The sequence below is a fragment of the Streptomyces sp. WAC07094 genome, from assembly GCF_036320405.1.
GTDB classification, from domain to species: Bacteria; Actinomycetota; Actinomycetes; order Streptomycetales; family Streptomycetaceae; genus Streptomyces; species Streptomyces lannensis.
Map to the genome: position 1 here is coordinate 7,099,627 of NZ_JAVMJZ010000001.1, position 17,912 is coordinate 7,117,538.

Annotated in this window: 16 protein-coding genes; 5 read left to right on the plus strand and 11 right to left on the minus strand. The window is 71.5% G+C overall.

Going from position 1 to position 17,912, the window contains the following annotated elements; genetic code table 11:
* Window positions 1-33: 33 nt before the first annotated feature.
* A complete protein-coding gene (locus RCR19_RS31605; protein WP_331268205.1) occupies window positions 34-1,257 on the plus strand; it encodes a PLP-dependent transferase in 1,224 nt (407 codons plus the stop codon).
* A gap of 114 nt (window positions 1,258-1,371) precedes the next feature.
* Here the strand turns inward: RCR19_RS31605 and RCR19_RS31610 are convergent, their stop codons facing one another.
* From RCR19_RS31610 to RCR19_RS31620, 3 genes are all read right to left on the minus strand, one after another.
* Window positions 1,372-2,805, minus strand: a complete 1,434-nt coding sequence (locus RCR19_RS31610; RefSeq protein WP_331268206.1) for a GNAT family N-acetyltransferase — start codon at window positions 2,803-2,805, stop codon at window positions 1,372-1,374.
* 283 nt (window positions 2,806-3,088) lie between these two features.
* Entirely contained in the window at window positions 3,089-4,675 is a 1,587-nt protein-coding gene (locus RCR19_RS31615) for an alkaline phosphatase D family protein (protein WP_331268207.1), read from the minus strand.
* A gap of 283 nt (window positions 4,676-4,958) precedes the next feature.
* Complete coding sequence (locus RCR19_RS31620) at window positions 4,959-5,789, minus strand: alpha/beta fold hydrolase (RefSeq protein ID WP_331268208.1); 831 nt, start codon at window positions 5,787-5,789, stop codon at window positions 4,959-4,961.
* A gap of 517 nt (window positions 5,790-6,306) precedes the next feature.
* Here RCR19_RS31620 and RCR19_RS31625 point away from each other — a divergent pair.
* From RCR19_RS31625 to RCR19_RS31635, 3 genes are all read left to right on the plus strand, one after another.
* Window positions 6,307-7,323, plus strand: coding sequence for a transposase (locus RCR19_RS31625; RefSeq protein ID WP_331269606.1), 1,017 nt, complete (start codon window positions 6,307-6,309; stop codon window positions 7,321-7,323).
* Window positions 7,324-7,402: 79 nt separating this feature from the next.
* Window positions 7,403-8,287, plus strand: a complete 885-nt coding sequence (locus RCR19_RS31630) for an RNA polymerase sigma-70 factor (RefSeq protein WP_331268209.1) — start codon at window positions 7,403-7,405, stop codon at window positions 8,285-8,287.
* 256 nt (window positions 8,288-8,543) lie between these two features.
* Window positions 8,544-9,305 carry a GntR family transcriptional regulator gene (locus RCR19_RS31635; RefSeq protein WP_331268210.1) on the plus strand — a complete coding sequence of 254 codons (762 nt, stop codon included), beginning with the start codon at window positions 8,544-8,546 and terminating at the stop codon, window positions 9,303-9,305.
* 132 nt (window positions 9,306-9,437) lie between these two features.
* Here RCR19_RS31635 and RCR19_RS31640 read toward each other — a convergent pair whose 3' ends face one another.
* Window positions 9,438-10,595 (minus strand): ROK family transcriptional regulator, encoded by a 1,158-nt coding sequence (locus tag RCR19_RS31640; protein ID WP_331268211.1) that lies wholly within the window; start codon window positions 10,593-10,595, stop codon window positions 9,438-9,440.
* A gap of 495 nt (window positions 10,596-11,090) precedes the next feature.
* Here RCR19_RS31640 and RCR19_RS31645 point away from each other — a divergent pair, with 495 nt between their 5' ends.
* Window positions 11,091-11,534 carry a hypothetical protein gene (locus RCR19_RS31645; protein WP_331268212.1) on the plus strand — a complete coding sequence of 148 codons (444 nt, stop codon included), beginning with the start codon at window positions 11,091-11,093 and terminating at the stop codon, window positions 11,532-11,534.
* A 4-nt stretch (window positions 11,535-11,538) separates the two neighbouring features.
* On the opposite strand, the gene mug is transcribed toward RCR19_RS31645, so the two are convergent.
* From mug to RCR19_RS31680, 7 genes are all read right to left on the minus strand, one after another.
* Window positions 11,539-12,084 carry a G/U mismatch-specific DNA glycosylase gene (gene mug / locus RCR19_RS31650; protein WP_331269607.1) on the minus strand — a complete coding sequence of 182 codons (546 nt, stop codon included), beginning with the start codon at window positions 12,082-12,084 and terminating at the stop codon, window positions 11,539-11,541.
* On the minus strand, window positions 12,081-13,523 hold the full coding sequence (purB, locus tag RCR19_RS31655) for an adenylosuccinate lyase (RefSeq protein ID WP_331268213.1): 1,443 nt from the start codon (window positions 13,521-13,523) through the stop codon (window positions 12,081-12,083). Before purB ends, mug begins: the two co-directional genes overlap by 4 nt.
* Before the next feature lie 128 nt (window positions 13,524-13,651).
* A complete protein-coding gene (locus tag RCR19_RS31660; protein ID WP_331268214.1) occupies window positions 13,652-14,011 on the minus strand; it encodes a DUF4326 domain-containing protein in 360 nt (119 codons plus the stop codon).
* A gap of 28 nt (window positions 14,012-14,039) precedes the next feature.
* Window positions 14,040-14,822: an SGNH/GDSL hydrolase family protein gene (locus RCR19_RS31665; RefSeq protein ID WP_331268215.1), complete on the minus strand. Its 783-nt coding sequence runs from the start codon at window positions 14,820-14,822 to the stop codon at window positions 14,040-14,042.
* Between the two features lie 93 nt (window positions 14,823-14,915).
* Window positions 14,916-15,947: a hemolysin family protein gene (locus RCR19_RS31670; RefSeq protein ID WP_331268216.1), complete on the minus strand. Its 1,032-nt coding sequence runs from the start codon at window positions 15,945-15,947 to the stop codon at window positions 14,916-14,918.
* Window positions 15,944-17,269, minus strand: a complete 1,326-nt coding sequence (locus tag RCR19_RS31675) for a hemolysin family protein (protein WP_331268217.1) — start codon at window positions 17,267-17,269, stop codon at window positions 15,944-15,946. Before RCR19_RS31675 ends, RCR19_RS31670 begins: the two co-directional genes overlap by 4 nt.
* A 165-nt stretch (window positions 17,270-17,434) precedes the next feature.
* Window positions 17,435-17,860 carry a GNAT family N-acetyltransferase gene (locus RCR19_RS31680; RefSeq protein WP_331268218.1) on the minus strand — a complete coding sequence of 142 codons (426 nt, stop codon included), beginning with the start codon at window positions 17,858-17,860 and terminating at the stop codon, window positions 17,435-17,437.
* Between the last annotated feature and the right edge of the window lie 52 nt (window positions 17,861-17,912).

Here is a 17,912-nt window from a genome sequence, read left to right on the forward strand (position 1 = left end):
CCGTGATCCCGGCCGGTGTTCAGTCTGCCATCCATGGACTCCCGTACTCATGGCACCCACGACGCGCAGGACGGATTCGCGGTGGATCTCCCCGCCCGCCGGGCACTGGCCACCGAGGCCGTGCACGCCGGACGTGAGGACCTCGCCGAGTTGGGGCTGCACGCCCCACCACTCGACTTCTCCACGACCTACCCCTCGCACGACAGCCGTGACGAGGCCGCCCGCATCGACGCGTTCGCGGCCGACGGCGCGGAACCCGACGGGCCGCCCGTGTACGGGCGGCTCGGCAACCCCACCGTCGCCCGCTTCGAGACCGCGGTCGCGCGGCTCGAGGGCACCGGGGGCGCGGTCGCCTTCGCGAGCGGCATGGCCGCGCTCAGCGCCGTCCTGCTCGCCAGGAACACGCTGGGAATGCGCCATGTCGTCGCCGTACGACCGTTGTACGGCTGCAGCGACCATCTGCTGACCGCCGGGCTGCTGGGCAACGAGGTGACCTGGACCGACCCGGCGGGCATAGCCGACGCCCTGCGCCCCGACACCGGCCTGGTCATGGTCGAGTCCCCGGCCAATCCGACGCTCGCGGAGGTCGATCTGCGCGCGATCGCCCACGCCTGCGGCTCGGTGCCGTTGCTGGCGGACAACACCTTCGCGACGCCCGTGCTGCAACGGCCCGCCGCGCTCGGGGCGCGGCTGGTACTGCACAGCGCCACGAAGTACCTCGGCGGGCACGGCGATGTGATGGGCGGGGTGGTGGCCTGCGACGAGGAGATGGCGAGCCGGCTCCGCCAGATGCGCTTCGCGACGGGTGCGGTGCTCCACCCGCTCGCCGGTTACCTGCTGCTGCGCGGTCTGTCGACGCTGCCGGTACGGGTCAGGGCCGCGTCCGCGACCGCCGAGGAACTCACCCGCCGGCTCGCCGCCGACCCACGGGTGGCCCGGGTTCACTACCCGCGCATCGGCGGCGCGATGATCGCCTTCGAGGTGCACGGCGATCCGCACGCGGTGATCGGACGGGTCCGCCTGATCACGCCCGCCGTCAGCCTGGGCAGCGTCGACACCCTCATCCAGCACCCGGCGTCCATCAGCCACCGCATCGTCGACGCGACGGACCGCCGGGACGCCGGGGTGAGCGACCGGCTGCTGCGGTTGTCGGTGGGCCTGGAGGACGTCGAGGACCTGTGGTCCGATCTGGACACCGCGTTGGGGGCGGCGCGGGGTCCGGCCCCGGCGCGGCGGCAGGAGGCCGTGGGCCGGTAGCCGGCTACGGCGTGCGGGTGCCGTCCGCGGCCGCCCGGACCCCCGCACGGCGAACGGCCCGCCGGATCGCGCCGGGCCGTTCGGTGGGTCGTGTGCGCCGGGGGCGCGGGACGGTCAGTCTCGTGTGCCCCGTGCACCGTGCGACCCGCCCGCCTCTCCGTACGGCAGACGCGAGGCCACGGGGGTCGCGTCCAGCCGTGCGGTGATGACGAGGGTGCGCTCCTCGATCTGGTAGTCGAGGGGCAGTCCGAGCCCGCGCATCGCGGCGACCATGCCGGTGTTGGACGCCTGGGTGACCGCGTAGACGTTCTCGCAGCCCGCCTCGACCGCCATCGTCACCAGCCGGCCGAGGAGTTCGGTGCCGATGCCGCGCCGCTGCCAGGCGTCCTCGACGAGCAGCGCGACCTCCGTCTCGTCGCCGTCCCAGAGCAGGTGTCCGAGGCCCACGATGCGGCCCGACGTCGTCTGCACCGCGAGGGTCCGGCCGAACCGCGGGCTGAGCAGGTGCCTGAGGTAGCGGTCCGCGTCCCCGACCGGCCCGTGGTAGCGCATGCCGAGCGTGCGCGCCGAGCACCGCTCGTGCATCTCCTTCGCCGCCTGGAGGTCCGAGGCGTCGGCCCGCCGTACGGTGATGGACTTGCCCTCGGGCAGCGTGAGCACGTCCTGGCTGCGGGGGATGCGCGGTCCGAGCCGGGCGTCCAGCTCGACCAGAGCCCGCGCCCGGGCGAACTCCGTGGGCGTGAACGGCAGATACGGCCGCTCCACCGTGATCACCCCTCCCTCCGGCGCGCGCAGGCGCATCACCGTGTCCTCGAGGGTTCCCTCGACGGGGACGTCGTCCTCCGCGCGGCCGGAGGCGGGGGAGACGGCGGGCAGCGAGCGGATGGTGCAGCGGCCGAGCAACTGCCGCAACGCCAGCGGGAGTTCGGCCGCGTCCAGCGCGGTGCGTGTGGCCAGGCCAAGTACCCGGGTCGGGGCGTCGACCAGGTCGTGCGCGTCGGCCCGCTCGATCCAGGTGCCGGTGCCGCCCGCCGACGCGACGACCCGAGTGATGCCGGTCGCTTCCAGCTCCGCCGGCGCCCGCAGCAGGAACTCGTCGACTGTGCCCTGTGCCAGCGGGTGCGTCTGCAGACTGAGGATGTCGATCCGGAGGGAGGCCAGCGCCGTGCACAGGGTGGCCAGCGAGCCGGGTTCGTCACGCACCGTCGTCCGCATCCGCCACAGCACGGTGGAGGCTCCGGCCGTGTCGGTCCCGGACGGCCCGGCCTGCCGCTCCACGACGGGCGGCCGGGCGCCGGTATCGCTCACGGGCGGTGCGTGACCGTGGCGGCGTGCCCACCATGTGTGGAATCCGGCCGTCGCGACCAGAGCCGCCGCGGACAGGCCGAGGAGAGCGGGTCCGTCGGGTCCGTGCCCGACGAGGTTGGCCACCGCGTCGGCAACCGCGACCGCGGTGAACAGGGCGGCGAGCTCGATGACGTCCCGTCGCCAGTGGTGCACGGGGCGGCCGTGCCTGGCTCGCCTCACATCAGACATGTCTGGAGTCATGCAAACCACTGTGAAGGAAGGGTGTTGCGTGATCACGAACGTCGTGTGTCTGATGAGTAAAGTATGCTTCTGCCCTTTTTGTTGTTCTTTTGACCATGGCGTGGAACGCGGGTACCCCGGCCGTGTGTCCGCTCGCAAGCCGCGCACCGGGGGATGACTCCGGTGCGCGGCGCGGTGACCGAGGGTACGCGAGCCGGCGGCCGAACGTGGAACCGGCAGCCGTGGTGCGGCGTCTCCGCTGCTCTGCGACCCGCTCCCTCAAGTCGCCTTCAACGGAGGAGAGTTACTGACCCACGCGGCCCGGCTGCAACACCTGGGTGAACAGCACGGTGCCGTCCTGCTCACGCAGCCGGACGGTCAGTTCCCCGCTGCCCCCGTCGATGTCGACCTCGCCGAAGAACTGGTAGCCCCCCGCCGGGGAGACGTTCGAGTCCGTGGGCGCCTTCACGAACACCCGCTCGGGGCCGAATGTGCCGTCGAGTGCGCTCGCCGGGAACGCACCGGCGTTGAGCGGCCCGGACACGAACTCCCAGAAGGGCTCGAAGTCGGTGAACGCGGCGCGCGAGGGCTGGTAGTGCTGCGCCGAGGTGTGGTGGACGTCCGCGGTCAGCCACACCGTGCCGGTGATCCGCCGGTGCTTGATGAAGCGAAGCAGTTCGGCGATCTGCAGTTCGCGGCCGAGCGGCGCGCCCGGGTCGCCCTGCGCCACCGCCTCGATGTTCGGCAGGCCCTCCGTGGTGTCGGGCACGACGAGCCCGATGGGCATGTCCGCGGCGATCACCTTCCACACCGCGCGGGACCGGGACAGCTCCCGCTTGAGCCACTCCAACTGCTCCGCCCCGAGGATGCCCTGCGGGTCGACGGCCTGGTTGTCGGGCGAGTTGGCGTTGCGGTAGGTGCGCATGTCCAGGACGAAGACATCGAGCAGCGGACCGTGCCGCATGACCCGGTACACGCGGTCGTGGCGGTCCTGCGGCTGGAGCGTCGAGAGGGGGAAGTACTCGCTGAACGCGCGCCGGGCGCGGGCCGCGAGCACGTCGATGCTCTTCTCGGTGTAGCGCGGGTCCGCGGAGGTGATGACCTCGCCCGGGTACCAGTTGTTTCGGACCTCGTGGTCGTCCCACTGGATGATCGACGGCACCTGGGCGTTGAACCGCCTGAGGTTCTCGTCCAGCAGGTTGTAGCGGAAGTTGCCGCGGTACTCGGCCAGGGTCTCGGCCACCTTGGACTTCTCCTCGGTGGTGATGTTCCGCCAGGCGCTGCCGTCGGGCAGGGCCTGGGTGGCGGAGAGAGGGCCGTCGGCGTAGATGTTGTCGCCGCTGCACAGGAAGAAGTCCGGGTCGAGCTTCGCCATCGCCTTGTAGATGGTGTAGCCGCCGAAGTCGGGGTTGATGCCCCAGCCCTGGCCCGCCAGGTCGCCCGACCACAGGAAGCGCACTCCTTGGCGGCGCCCGGGCGGCGTCGTGCGGAAGGTGCCCCCGACGGGTTCGCCGGTGCGGCGCGGGTCGTCCGGATCCGCCAGCAGCACGCGGTAGTGGATCTGTTCACCCGCGGGCAACCCGTGCAGCCGTGTGGTGCCCGTGAAGTCGGTGCCGGCGCCCAGCAGCGGGCCGTGCCATCTGCGCGGATTGCGGAACGACTCGGTCGCGGCGGTCTCGACGATCATCCGGGCCGGGCGGTCGGAGCGCACCCAGACGAGACCGGAGTCCGCGGTCACGTCACCGGTCTGGACACCCCAGCCCGCCTTCGGGCGTCCCGACAGGGCGAACGCCGGCGCCGCGCCGAGCGCGGCGGGCAGGGTCAGGGCCGCCGAGGCGGCCAGGGAGCCGCGCAGCACGCTGCGGCGACCGGGCGTGGGACGGTGTGACATGAAGCGCCTCCAGGTTCGGTTCCGGGCGATGGGCACTGCCACAACTACTCGTGTGCCGCAGCGCACATGGAAACCGCACATGAACAACTGACCGCCGTGACACGGGGACCACAGAGCGCGTGAGGCGTCCCGGACAGGAGAGGGACGGCGGGGCGCACGGCGTTCGTCATGGGTCCGCGCGGGTGTCTCCGAGGGCGCCCACGGCAGCCCAAGTCGCCTTGGGAACAGGCGTGTCGGGGCGGCGCACCGGTCGCGCGACCGTGCGGCACGCGGACCGGTACGGTCAGCGGCTGCCGTCCAGGATGACCCGCGCGACCAGCGCCGGATCGTCGTTCATCGGCACGTGCCCGCAGCCGGGTAGTCGCACGAGCCGGGCCCTGGGGATGATCTGCTTGGCGCGGACACCCTGACGGCGCACCAGGAGACGGTCCTTGGTGCCCCACGCCACGGTGACGGGCAGACCGGGCAGGTCCTGGGTGAACCGGACGGAGGCGCCCGCCCGGAGCGTGGCGGCAAAACCCTCGGCGCCGGCCAGCGCGAGCGTCTCTGCTACCACGGCCTCCGGTGAACGGCGGCCGGGGCGGGCGTAGATGGAACTGGTGAGCACGGTGCGGCCGGCCGCCGTGCGCGACAGCCGCTCCACCACCGGCAGCGGGATCCGCTGCGCCGTGTGGCGCATGGCGAGCAGCACCGCGAACGCGTACCGCCGCTCTGCCGGGGTCCAGAACCCGGCCGGGGAGAAGGCGGTGACGGATCGTGCGAGCTTCTCGCGACCCAGTTCCAGGGCCAGCAGACCCCCCAGGGAATTGCCGGCGACGTGCGGGCGGTCGACGTCGAGCGCCCCGCAGAGCGAACCGAGCGCGGGCACCACGGTCGAGAGGTCGTACGCGAGTCCGTCCGGCAGGGCCGGGGACGCACCGAAGCCGGGGAGGTCGACGGCGATCACGTCGCGTTCGGTCGCCAGGATGTCCACCACCGGGTCCCAGGCCTGACGGTGGTGGCCGATCCCGTGCAGCAGGAGCAGGGGTTCGCCGGATCCCACGCGTGCGTAGGAGACGGTCACGGTCCGCGGGCCGTGCGGAGAGGTGACGCTGAAGGAGACCGTGGCGGGCATACTGCTGCTCCTCGTCCGTTACACGCCGGAGAACGCTGTCGTAGACAGCCTGTCAGCAACTGCTACCGGCGGGTAGCCCCCGATCGGGGTGAACCCCTCCCGCGCGGCGGCCCGTTGACCAGATTTCTTGGGCGCGAGCCCGGTCCTTCGGAGCGGGGTTGGCCCATCCTCGCTCCGGCGGCGCGGGACGCCGCAGTAGAAAGGTCTGCATGATTCTCTGACCTGCGCACATGCTGCTGAAGTTCGGCAACTTCGTGTCTTTTGGGGGGTGTTGTCGTGCTGTCGGGTCGCCGGTACCGTCTCGCGCTCACGTTGGAGCAAGAGGTCATGTGTGAGGAGTTCGGGAATGTCTGCCGGGCGGTGTGGAACACCGCCCTGGAGCAGCGGCGGGAGTATCGGCGCCGTGGGGCGTGGATGAACTATGCGCCGCAGTGCGCCGAGTTGGCCGACGCCAAGCGCGACCATCCGTGGCTGAAGGCCGCGCCGTCGCACGCGTTGCAGCTGACACCTCAAGGACCTGGACCGCGCATGCCGGGAGCACGGCGCATTTAAGGTCCGCCGGCGCTCCAAGGCCCGCTGGTCCCCCTCGTTCCGCTTCCCCGACCCGAAACAGATTCAGGTGGAACGCCTGGGCCGCAGGTGGGGCCGGGTCAAGCTGCCGAAGCTGGGATGGATCCGCTTTCGCTGGTCGCGTGCCCTCGGTGGCGTGATCCGCTCCGCGACGGTGTCCCGCAAGGCCGGGCACTGGTTCGTGTCCTTCCTCGTGGACGATCAGGCCGTCACGCCCGAGCGGCATGCCATGCCGGATACGGCCGTCGGGATCGACCGGGGCGTCAAGGCGGCGGCCGTCACCTCCGACGGAGACTTCCATGACAGGTCGTTCATCCGCGCCGGCGAGGCCGCGCGTTACCGGCGGCTTCAGCAGCGCCTGGCCCGCGCCCGGAAGGGGAGCACCAACCGGCGCAAGACGATCACAGCCATGAACCGGATCATGGGTCGGGTGTCGGACCGGCGCACCGACTTCTGTGCGCAGACCGCTTGTCGGGTCGTGGCGAGGAACGCGCTCGTCGGCCTCGAAGACCTGCGGGTCAAGAGCATGTCCGCCTCGGCGTCCGGGACGGCCGGGGCGCTCGGGGTGGGAGGCGCGCAGAAACGGGGTCTGAACCGGGCCATCCTCGACAAGGGATGGCACCGCCTCGAGCTCGCCCTGTTGAGCGCCGCCCGCTACACCGGCACGACGGTGGTGAAGGTCAATCCCGCGTACACGTCGCAGCGGTGCTCCGCCTGCGGGTTCGTATCGGAATCGAACCGCGAAAGCCAAGCGGTCTTCCGGTGCAAGAACCCCGGCTGCGGGCACACCGCCCATGCCGACGTCAATGCGGCCGTCAACATCAAACACGCGGCAGGGCATGCCGTGTCAGCCTGTGGAGACCTCGGCGCCAGCCGGTCCACGAAGCAGGAACCCGTAAGCCGGGCAACCGGCCGAGCCTCGAAGGCAGCGCGAAGCGCTGCCCCGGGAATCCCGGCCCCTTAGGGCCAGGAGGACGCCAATGTGTTGTGTCCGACAGTTGCGTCACCTGGACAGGGCGGAGCGGGTCGGATGGGATGGAACGGTGACCATCGACGCCGCGACCGAGGTCTTCGAAGAGCATCGCCCCGTACTGATGGGTGTCGCCTATCGCATGCTCGGCCGGGTGAGTGACGCCGAGGACGTGGTCCAGGAGGCGTGGCTGCGCTGGTCGCGCGCCGACCGCGACGCCGTGCGCGCGCCGCGCGGATACCTGGTGCGCGTCACCACCCGGCTGGCGGTCGACCGGTTGCGTCAGGCGCAGGCACGCAAGGAGTCCTACGTCGGTCCCTGGCTGCCCGAGCCGTACGCCACCGACTTCGAAGACGCGGTGCCGGACACGGCGGACCGGGCCGTACTCACCGACTCCGTCTCGCTCGCCGTCCTGGTCGTCCTGGAGTCCCTGTCGCCGCTGGAGCGTGCGGTGTTCGTGCTCAGGGAGGCCTTCGGCTACCCCTTCGCGGACATCGCCGCCACCCTGGACCGCAGTGAGGCCGCGGTGCGCCAACTCGCCATCCGGGCCCGCAGGCACGTCGACGAGCGGCGGCCGCGCTACGAGGTCGACCCGGCAGAACGGCGCGATCTGACCGAGCGGTTCCTCGCCGCGTCGGTCGAGGGTGATCTGGACGGGCTGCTGCGGCTGCTGGCCCCCGACGTCCGTCTGGTCGGGGACAGCGGGGGCCGTACCAAGGCACCGCTGCGGGTTCTGGAGAGCGCCGACAAGGTCGCCAGGTTCCTGGCCGGTGTGGCCGCCAAGGGCATCGAGGACGTGTCGTTCCGATTCCTGGAGCTCAACGGGGGCACGGCCCTGCTCGTGCTGTCGGGCGGCAAGCCGGACACCGTCCTCCAGGTGGAGGTCGTGGACGGGCTCATCCAGTGCATCTACATCATGCGCAACCCGGACAAGCTGGGATCCCTGTCCGTCGGCTAGCCGTCGTACGGACCACCCCGTAGCCCCGCTTCATGAACGTCTTCCGAACCGGGGTCACGCCGCCATGTCACCGGCGGCGTCCATCACGAACGCCGTGTGAACGCTCTGCGGTGCGGAGCCTATGCGGTGCGTAAGGGATCGAGGATTGGTCTTGACCAAGGGTGGGGGCCGCCCTATGGTCGCAGAGAAGTGCAACAACCTTTAATAAACAAGGGCGCTTAAACGCCGGCGCGCCACGGCGATTGCGGAGGACAGGGTGGGGACCACGCAGCTGGAAACGGTGCCGGAGCCTAAGTACTGGCACCTCAAGACCGTACTCACCGAAGCACTCGACTCCGAGTTCTCCGTGGGCGAGATCCTGCCCAACGAGCGGGACCTCGCGGCCCGTTTCGGAGTCGCCCGCGCCACGCTCCGCCAGGCGCTCGAACAGCTCGAACTGGAAGGCCGGCTGCAGCGCCGCCGCGGTGTGGGCACCACCGTCGCACCGCCCCGCATGGGCGTGGCCGTGGGCTCCGAGCAGCACACCTGGCCGGGTGCGGCGGACGACGCCTGGAAGCCCACCGACTGCACCCTCGCGGTCGCGCCCGCCACCGTGGCGGACCTCCTGGAGACCGACCGTGACGAGAACGTGCACACGGTGCGCCGTTCCCGGGTCAGCCACGGGCAGCCCGTCGCGGCCGAGCTGATCTACATCCCCGAGTCCTCGGTGCCCGACCTCTCCGCGATAGACGCACCTTCGGGCCCGGCGCGGGCGCGTGCGCTGCTCCGCGAGCTGCAGCACCTCGAGCTCGAGGGCCAGGAGCAGTCCGTGGAGCTGGGTTCGGTCAGTGCCGAGGACGCGAGGGAGCTCGATCGGCTGCCCGGTGCCCCCGTCCTCGTCGTCACCACCCGCTTCTACGCCGACGCCCGCACCGCGGCGGTCTCCGTCGCCACCTACCGTGCGGACACCTGCCGCCTGACCTTCGGAGCCACCGGCGGTGTGGAGATCCACCACGACCCGGAGCGTCGCGCCTCCTGACCGCCCCGCCCGGTGTCCGTGACCCCACCACGGTCCACCGGCGCTCCCACGGCCTGCGTACGACGTCGTGCCCCGGACCCATCGGTCCGGGGCACGACGTCGTAGGCGAGCCGTGCGGCCGCGTGGCCCGGCTCAGCGCCGTGCCGTCACGGTGCCCTCCACCGCGAACAACTGCTCCTCCACGTGGTCGAGCGCCAGCCGTAGTGCTCCGGTCGCCACCGCGGCCTCGCCCAGCTGCGAAAGGGTGACCTTCGGGGGGCGCAGGCAGTAGCGGGCCAGCTCGTTCCGCAGCGGGGCGAGCACGCCGTCCAGGCCCGCCGCCCAGCCGCCGATGACGACCAGTTCGGGGTCGAGTGCCAGGACGAGCGCCGCCACGTCGTGCACGAGCCGTTGTATGAAGCGGTCGACGGCGGCGCGGGCGCGCTGGTCGCCCTCCCTGGCGAGCGCGAAGACGTCCGCGACCTGTTGTTCGTCCAGCGGATGCAGCGGCTGGTCCGTGGTCGACAGCAGTGTCTCCGGAGTCGCCTCGCGGCCCAGCAGGTGCAGCGCCCCGATCTCGCCGGCCGCTCCGCCGAAGCCGCGGTGCAGCCGGCCGCCGATGAGCGCACCGGCGCCCGGACTCAGCCCGGCCAGCACGAACACGATGTCGTCGGACTCGGTGGCCGCTCCCTTCCAATGCTCCGCGACGGTCGCCGCGTTGGCGTCGTTCTCGACCAGCACCGGGCACTTGAAGGAACGGCTGAGCCGATCGCCGAGCTTCAGCCCGGTCCACCCGGGCAGTGCCGTGCCGAGCCGGACGGTCCCGTCGGCCTCCACGATCCCGGGACTGCCCACGCCGACCGCGCGCAGCGAGTCGCGCGCCACGCCCGCCCGGCGCAGCAGCTCGGCCACCGTGCTCCGCAGCCGCTCCAGACGTTCGTCCGCCGGCGCCGTCTCGGAGATCTCCTTGGACAGGGTGCCGAGCTCCCGGCCGTCGAGATCGGCGAGGACCGCGGTCACCCGGTGCGCGCCCACGTCGATGCCCAGCAGATGGCCCGCCTCCGCCCGGAAGCGGAAGGTCCGTGCGGGCCGTCCCTGCCGTCGGGCGGCGCCCTCCTCGGCCGCCTGTTCCACCACCAGCCCGGCCTCGATCAGGCCCTCGACCACGCCCTCCACGGTCGGCCGGGACAGCCCCGTCACCCGTGTGATCTCGGTGAGGGTCGCGCGGTCCGTGGCGCGGAGCGCATGCAGCACCACCGCCGAGTTGATCCTTCTCAGCAGAGAGGGGTCCCCGCCGGTCAGCCGCCCCAACGTCCGTCCTCCCAGCTCGTGCGCGTGTTGGGCGGATCGTACTCGGCGCCGCACACACCCGCGAGGGCCAGGCACCAAACGAGCGGACCGACCTTCCGGGCAGGTCGCACATCACGGGCGAGCCGGGCTCGCGCCCGGCGTCGTGTCAGCCCGGTACGACGAAGGCGGACCCGTGGACCGGGATCACGGCCTGCGTGCGGTCGCGGGTCACCGACGACGTCTTCACGGCGCCGGCTACGGCTTCACCGGCTCCGTGCCGACAACCTGATGCGCGGCCGTCTGCGGGTCCGGCAGGCCGTGCGCCAACGGCCGCGCCTCCGCCTCCCGATCGCCCGGCGCCACGCCCGACGCACCGCCTCCCGGGCTCGCGCCCTGCCCGTGCCGCCGTACGCCGCGGCCGCCAGGACGCCCGACCCATCGGGGAGCCGAACGAACGGAACCCTCAAGGTGGCTGACTCCCCGCCAATTGTCAGTGACGACTGCTGTACTGGAGGTATGACCATCGATCAGCACCTGGCCACGATCGACCTGCTGCGCGCGCGGGAGTTCCCGGCGCGGAGCGGTGTGTCGGACGTGGGCTTCGGGGGCCCGGGGTTCCACATCGCCCCGTTGGCGGTGAGCGCCGGTCTCGGTACGGGTGACGGCGCGGAGCGGGAGCGCTGGGCGGAGGATCTCGACGCCTGGAAGGAGGCCATCGCCCAGCGGCTGGACGACCGTTGGGGGGAGGGGCTGCGCTGGTGGTCACTGACCGTCGGCGTCCGCAAGGCACGCGGCGAGGAGATACCGGAGCCCTGGGCGACACTCGGCGACCTTGTGGACGAGCTGTATCTGTGGCGGCCGGACGGCACCGGCCGATGGGTGGCCCTCGGCGTGGCCGAGCGCGACGGGGCGGACGAGATAAGGCTGCTGGCCGCCGTCACGGACCGGGACCCGCCCTGATCCGCTAGTGCCCAGCGGCCTCGCGCAGCCGACCGTACTCCTGCGCCATCGTCGCCGCCGTCCAATGTGCGTTGAGGCCACTGGGGTTGGGCAGGACCCAGATCCGGCTCGACCCGATCGTGCGCTCCTGCGGACCGACGACGGCCCTGCGGTCGTCGAAGGCCGCCCGGTACGCGGTCACTCCGACGACCGCGAGCCACCGCGGCTGCAGCCGCTCCACCTTCGCGCCGAGGACGCGCCCGCCCTCGCGGAACTCCTCGGCGTCCAACTCGTCCGCCCGTGCGGTCGCCCGCGCCACCACATTGGTGATGCCGAGCCCGTACGTCAGCAACTCCGCCTGCTCCGACGGCTTGAACAGCCGCGGGGTGAAACCGGACAGGTGCAGTACGGGCCAGAAGCGGTTGCCGGGGCGGGCGAAGTGATGGCCCGTCGCCGCCGTCATGAGACCGGGGTTGATGCCGCAGAACAGAACGGCGAGGCCGTCCGCGACCACGTCCGGTACCAGCCGGTCGCGGGCGGCCTCCAGTTCCGCCGGGGTGAACCGGGTCAGAGGATCGCCCCCGGGGAGTAATCGGCGGCCTCCGGGTGCTGCTTCACGATCTCGTCGACACGGCCGACGACCGCACCGACCTGGTCGGCCGCGGCGCCCGTGAAGGACAGCTTGTCGGCCATGAGCGCGTCCAGCGCATCGCGGTCGAGCGGGATGCGCTCGTCGGCGGCCAGCCTGTCCAGCAGTTCGTTGCGCTCGGCGCCCTGCTCCCGCATGGCCAGGGCGCAGGCGACGGCGTTCTCCTTGATGGCCTCGTGCGCGACCTCCCGGCCGACGCCCGCGCGCACCGAGGCCATCAGCACCTTGGTCGTGGCGAGGAACGGCAGATAGCGGTCCAGCTCACGTGCGACGACCGCGGGGAAGGCGCCGAACTCGTCGAGCACCGTCAAGAACGTCTCGAGCAGTCCGTCCAGCGCGAAGAACGCGTCGGGCAGTGCCACGCGGCGCACCACCGAGCAGGAGACGTCGCCCTCGTTCCACTGGTCGCCCGCCAGCTCACCGGTCATCGACGCGTAGCCGCGCAGGACGACCATCAGGCCGTTGACACGCTCGCAGGAGCGGGTGTTCATCTTGTGCGGCATCGCGGAGGAGCCGACCTGTCCCGGCTTGAAGCCCTCGGTGACCAGCTCGTGCCCGGCCATCAGCCGGATCGTCTTCGCCAGCGACGACGGCGCCGCCGCCAGCTGGACCAGCGCGGTGACGACCTCGTAGTCCAGCGAGCGCGGGTAGACCTGCCCGACCGAGGTGAAGGCCTGCGAGAAGCCCAGGTGATGCGCGATCCGGCGCTCCAGTTCGGCGAGCTTGGCCGCGTCGCCGCCGAGCAGGTCGAGCATGTCCTGCGCGGTGCCCACAGGTCCCTTGACGCCGCGCAGCGGGTAGCGGCCGAGCAGCTCCTCGACCCGGCCGAAGGCCACCAGCAGCTCGTCGGCCGCGGTGGCGAAGCGCTTGCCGAGGGTGGTGGCCTGCGCGGCGACGTTGTGGGAGCGACCGGCCATGACCAGCTCGCCGTATTCAGCCGCCAGCTTGCCGAGGCGGGCCAGTACCGCCACCGTGCGATCGCGCACCAGCTCCAGAGACAGCCGGATCTGCAGCTGCTCGACGTTCTCCGTCAGATCGCGCGAGGTCATGCCCTTGTGTACGTGCTCGTGCCCGGCCAGGGCGTTGAACTCCTCGATCCGCGCCTTCACGTCGTGGCGCGTGACCCGCTCACGTTCGGCGATCGAGGCGAGGTCCACCTGGTCGAGAACGCGCTCGTAGTCGGCGATCGCCGCGTCGGGGACCTCGATCCCCAGGTCCTTCTGGGCCCGCAGGACGGCGAGCCAGAGCTGCCGCTCCAGCTTCACCTTCTGCTCGGGGGACCAGAGCGTGGCGAGCTCGGCGGAGGCGTAGCGTCCGGCGAGGACGTTCGGGATTCGGGGCTTTGCGGGCGCAGCAGTCACGTGCACCGAGTCTACTGGCGATTCGTGCAGGCCAGCGCCATGGGCCGATTCGGCGGAAACTACGAGAGCGGCGTCACCGCGTACGGCTCCGCCGCCGCGGAGCCGGGTGGCGCCCGCGGGGCCGGTTCCTACGACCCGTGCCCGAGGCCTCCGGTGCGGTCCGCGATCTCCGCCAGGATGTCACCGTGGCACGCCTCGGGCGCGCACCAGCAGGCCAGAGTCCTGCCGCGCAGTGCGGGCACCAGCTCCAGCAGATCGGGGCGGGACTTCAGGTGCTCCCGGTACTTGTCCATCACCTCGGCCCGTGTCCCGTCGCGCTTCTTCTGCGGGGTGTCGATCTGGAACGGGTTGTACAGCGGGTGCCCGGGGAGGTTCCAGCCGCCCCTGACCATGCGGCGGCCGATGTAGACGACGTCCTCCGGGCCGTACTCCAGGGCGGGGCCGAACTCCTGGAGGCGGCCCTTGAGGTTGATCACCGTCGTGGTCATGCACGACCCCCTTCGAAGCGTGCCGTTCCTAAACGGCGGGTCCCTCGTACGGCAGCAGGTCCGGGCGCTTGGCCGGGAGGCCGTCGCCGGACGAGCGGCCGGTCAGCCTGCGGCCTATCCAGGGCAGCAGATGCTGCCGGGTGAAGAGCACGTCCGCGGTCCGGCGGGCGAGCCAGTTCGGCGGTGCGGACGGGGGCAGCGGCGTGCGCCACTCGGCGTCCGCGGCCTCGTACCCGAGGGTCTGCCATACGGCCTCCGCCACCCGGCGGTGCCCCTCGTCCGTCAGGTGCAGCCGGTCCACGTCCCACATCCGGGGATCGGAGAGCGATGCCGCCCCGTACAGGTCGACCACAAGGGCACCGTGCCGTTCCGCGAGCTCGTCCACGCAGGAGAACAGCTCCTCCATGCGGGGCCGGAAGCGCTCGAGGACCGGGCCCTGCCGGCCGGGGCTGCGCATCAGGACCAGTTGCTTGCACGACGGTGCCAGCCGCTCCACGGCCTCGGTGAGCAGACCTCGGACCCGGCCCATGTCGCACTTGGGCCGCAGCGTGTCGTTCAGCCCGCCGACCAGGGTGATGACATCGGCCTGCATCGCGGCCGCCACATCCACCTGCTCGTCGACGATCTGCTTGATCAGCTTGCCGCGGACGGCGAGGTTGGCATACCGGAAACCGGGCGACCGCGCGGCCATCCGGCCCGCGAGGACATCGGCCCAGCCGCGGTAGGTGCCGTCGGGCAGCAGGTCCGACATGCCCTCGGTGAAGGAGTCGCCGACGGCGACCAGGCTGGTGTACATGGGGTTCGTCTGCATGGCGCCGTTGATGGTATCCCGCGCGCATACCCGCCGGTCGGTCGCCCCGCACCCCCCGACGGCTCAGGCCGGTCCGTCGGAGGGAGGGGGGTGTCAGCCGACCGTGCCCGGCTCCCGCGGCTGTCCGAACAGTTCCCGCAGTACGTCCTCCATCGTCACGAGCCCGGCCAGCCGGCCGTCCTCGTCGTTGACCGCCGCGAGGTGCGTGCGGTTGCGGCGCATGGCGGTGAGCACGTCGTCGAGAGGCGTGTCCTCCCGCACCCGCGGGACGGCACGGATGTCCCGCAGCCGGAACGGCTCGTCGGGCGCTGTCGCGTCCAGCGCGTCCTTGACGTGCAGGTAGCCGATGATCCGCCGGTTCTCGTCCACGACGGGGAAGCGTGAGAACCCGGACTCGGCGGAGAGCCGCTCCAGCTGATCCGGGGTGACGCCCACATGCGTGTAGACCACGCGTTCCAGTGGGACGACCACGTCCCGCACGGGCCGGCGGCCCAGTTCCAGGGCGTCGTGCAGTCGCTCCTGGGCGCGGTCGTCGATGAGCCCGGCGGCGGTGGAGGCCTTGACCAGTCGTGCCAGCTCGTCGTCCGAGAAGGTGGCGGTGACCTCGTCCTTGGTCTCCACGCGCAGCAGTGTGAGCAGGGTGTTCGCGAAGGTGTTCACGGTGAAGATCACCGGGCGCAGGGCCCGGGACAGTGCCACGAGCGGCGGGCCGAGCAGCAGCGCAAGGCGCACCGGCTCCGCGAGTGCGACGTTCTTCGGCACCATCTCGCCGAAGAGCATGTGCAGATAGGTCGCCAGGGTCAGCGCGATCACGAACGACACCACACGGCCCGCTTCCGGTGGGATGCCCACCGCGTGGAAGACGGGTTCCAGCAGATGCTCGATCGCGGGTTCGGCGACCACACCGAGGACCAGGGTGCACAGGGTGATTCCGAGCTGCGCGGCCGCCAGCAGCACCGACACATGCTCCAGGCCCCACAGCACACTGCGGGCGCGCCGGTCGCCGGCCTCGACATGGGGCTCGATCTGGCTGCGGCGCACGGAGATCAGCGCGAACTCGGCGCCCACGAAGAACGCGTTCGCGACAAGGGTCAGCAGACCGATCAGCAACTGGACGACGGTCACGGCTCCCCCTCCCGCTCCACGACCGGTGCGTGCATGAGGACGCGCGCGGCCCGGCGTCCGGAGGCGTCCACCACGTCCAGGCGCCAGCCGGAGACGTCCACATGGTCGCCCTTCGCGGGTATGCGGCCGAGCTCCGCGGCGACGAGTCCGGCGAGGGTCTCGTACGGGCCTTCGGGCACCCGCAGCCCCACACGGGCGAGCTGGTCGGTGCGGGCCGAACCGTCGGCCAGGTACAGCGTGCGGCCGGTGTCGTCCGTGCCGGCCGGGGCAAGGTCGGGCGCCTCCTGGGGGTCGTGCTCGTCGTGGACCTCGCCGACGACCTCCTCGACGATGTCCTCCAGCGTGACGACCCCGGCGGTGCCGCCGTACTCGTCGATGACGACGGCCATGGTGTTCTTTCCGGAGAGCCGGTCGAGCAGCCTGTCGACGGTGAGGGACTCCGGGACGAAGAGCGGTTCCCGCATCACCCGGGCGACCGAGCAGTGCTGCCGCTTCTCGGCGGGTACGGCCACGACGTCCCTGATGTGTGCGATTCCGACGACCGTGTCGAGGTTCCCGCGGTAGACGGGGAAGCGCGACAGACCGCTCGCGCGGGTCGCGTTCGCCACATCCTCGCAGCTCGCCTGCGCCTCCAGGGCCATGACCCGGACGCGTGGCGTCATCACGTTCTCGGCGGTGAGGTCGGCGAGGTTGAGGGTGCGGACGAACAGCTCGGCGGTGTCCGCCTCGAGCGCGCCCTCCTTGGCGGAGTGCCGCGCGAGTGCCACCAGTTCCTGGGGGCCGCGTGCGGAGGCGAGCTCCTCGGCCGGTTCGAGGCCGAAGCGGCGTACGACGTGGTTCGCCGTGTTGTTGAGATGGGTGATGAAGGGGCGGAAGGCGGCGCTGAACCAGCGCTGGGGCGTGCCGACGCGCCGGGCCACGGCCAGCGGCGAGGAGATCGCCCAGTTCTTGGGCACCAGCTCGCCGACCACCATCAGGAACACGGTCGACAGGCCCGTGCCGATCACGAGGGCGAAGGACGTGGCCGCGGAGCGCGACAGTCCGAGCGCTGCGAGCGGGCCGGCGAGCAGTTTGGCGATCGACGGTTCCGCGAGCATGCCGACCACGAGGTTGGTGACCGTGATTCCGAGCTGGGCGCCGGAGAGCTGGAACGTCAGGCTCCGCACGGCCTTGAGGGCACCGGTGGCGCCACGCTCGCCGCGCTTGACCGCATGCTCCAGGGCGCTGCGTTCGACCGTGGTGAGCGAGAACTCCGCCGCGACGAACCCACCGCAGGCGAGTGAGAGCAGTACCGCCACCAGCAGGAGGAGCACTTCGGTCATCGGGTCACCTCCGTCCCATGATCGGCCAGGGACGCGGAGACCGCGCGAGGTCGGATACTGGGAGGCTCGCCCATCGGCGGACGCTCACACCTTTCCATGCTGGGACGAGTTGACCCGTCCGGGGGAGGGCTCGATGCATCCATGGTAAAGGATCAGCAAAGTCATTCAGTCCGTGAGGGGCTTCACCCAGCGACGCCAGTGTTCCTCGGGGGCGTACCCCGCCGACCGCCATGCGTGCTGGGCGGTGGTGTTGCGCTGCAGGACCATCGCGTCGCCCCGGCGCCCGCCGAGCCGGACGAACCGTTCCTCCGCGGCGGCCAGCAACGCGGATGCGATGCCCGAGCGCCGCCGCTCGGGATGCACGGCGAGCCGGTACAGATGGCAGCGCCAGCCGTCGAAGCCCGCGATCACGGTGCCGACCAGTGCGCCGGCGTGCTCGGCCAGGATCAGCGCCTCGGGATCGCGGGCGACAAGGCCCTCCACGCCGTGCCGGTCGTCGCTGATGCTCGTGCCCTCCGCGGCCGTCTTCCAGAAGGCGAGCACGGCGTCCAGGTCCTCGGGGCGCGCGGGGCGTATCCGCAGATCGGTCATGCGGGGATCCCATCACGGAGGGAGCCGGCGGAAGCGCTATTTCCGGCATGCG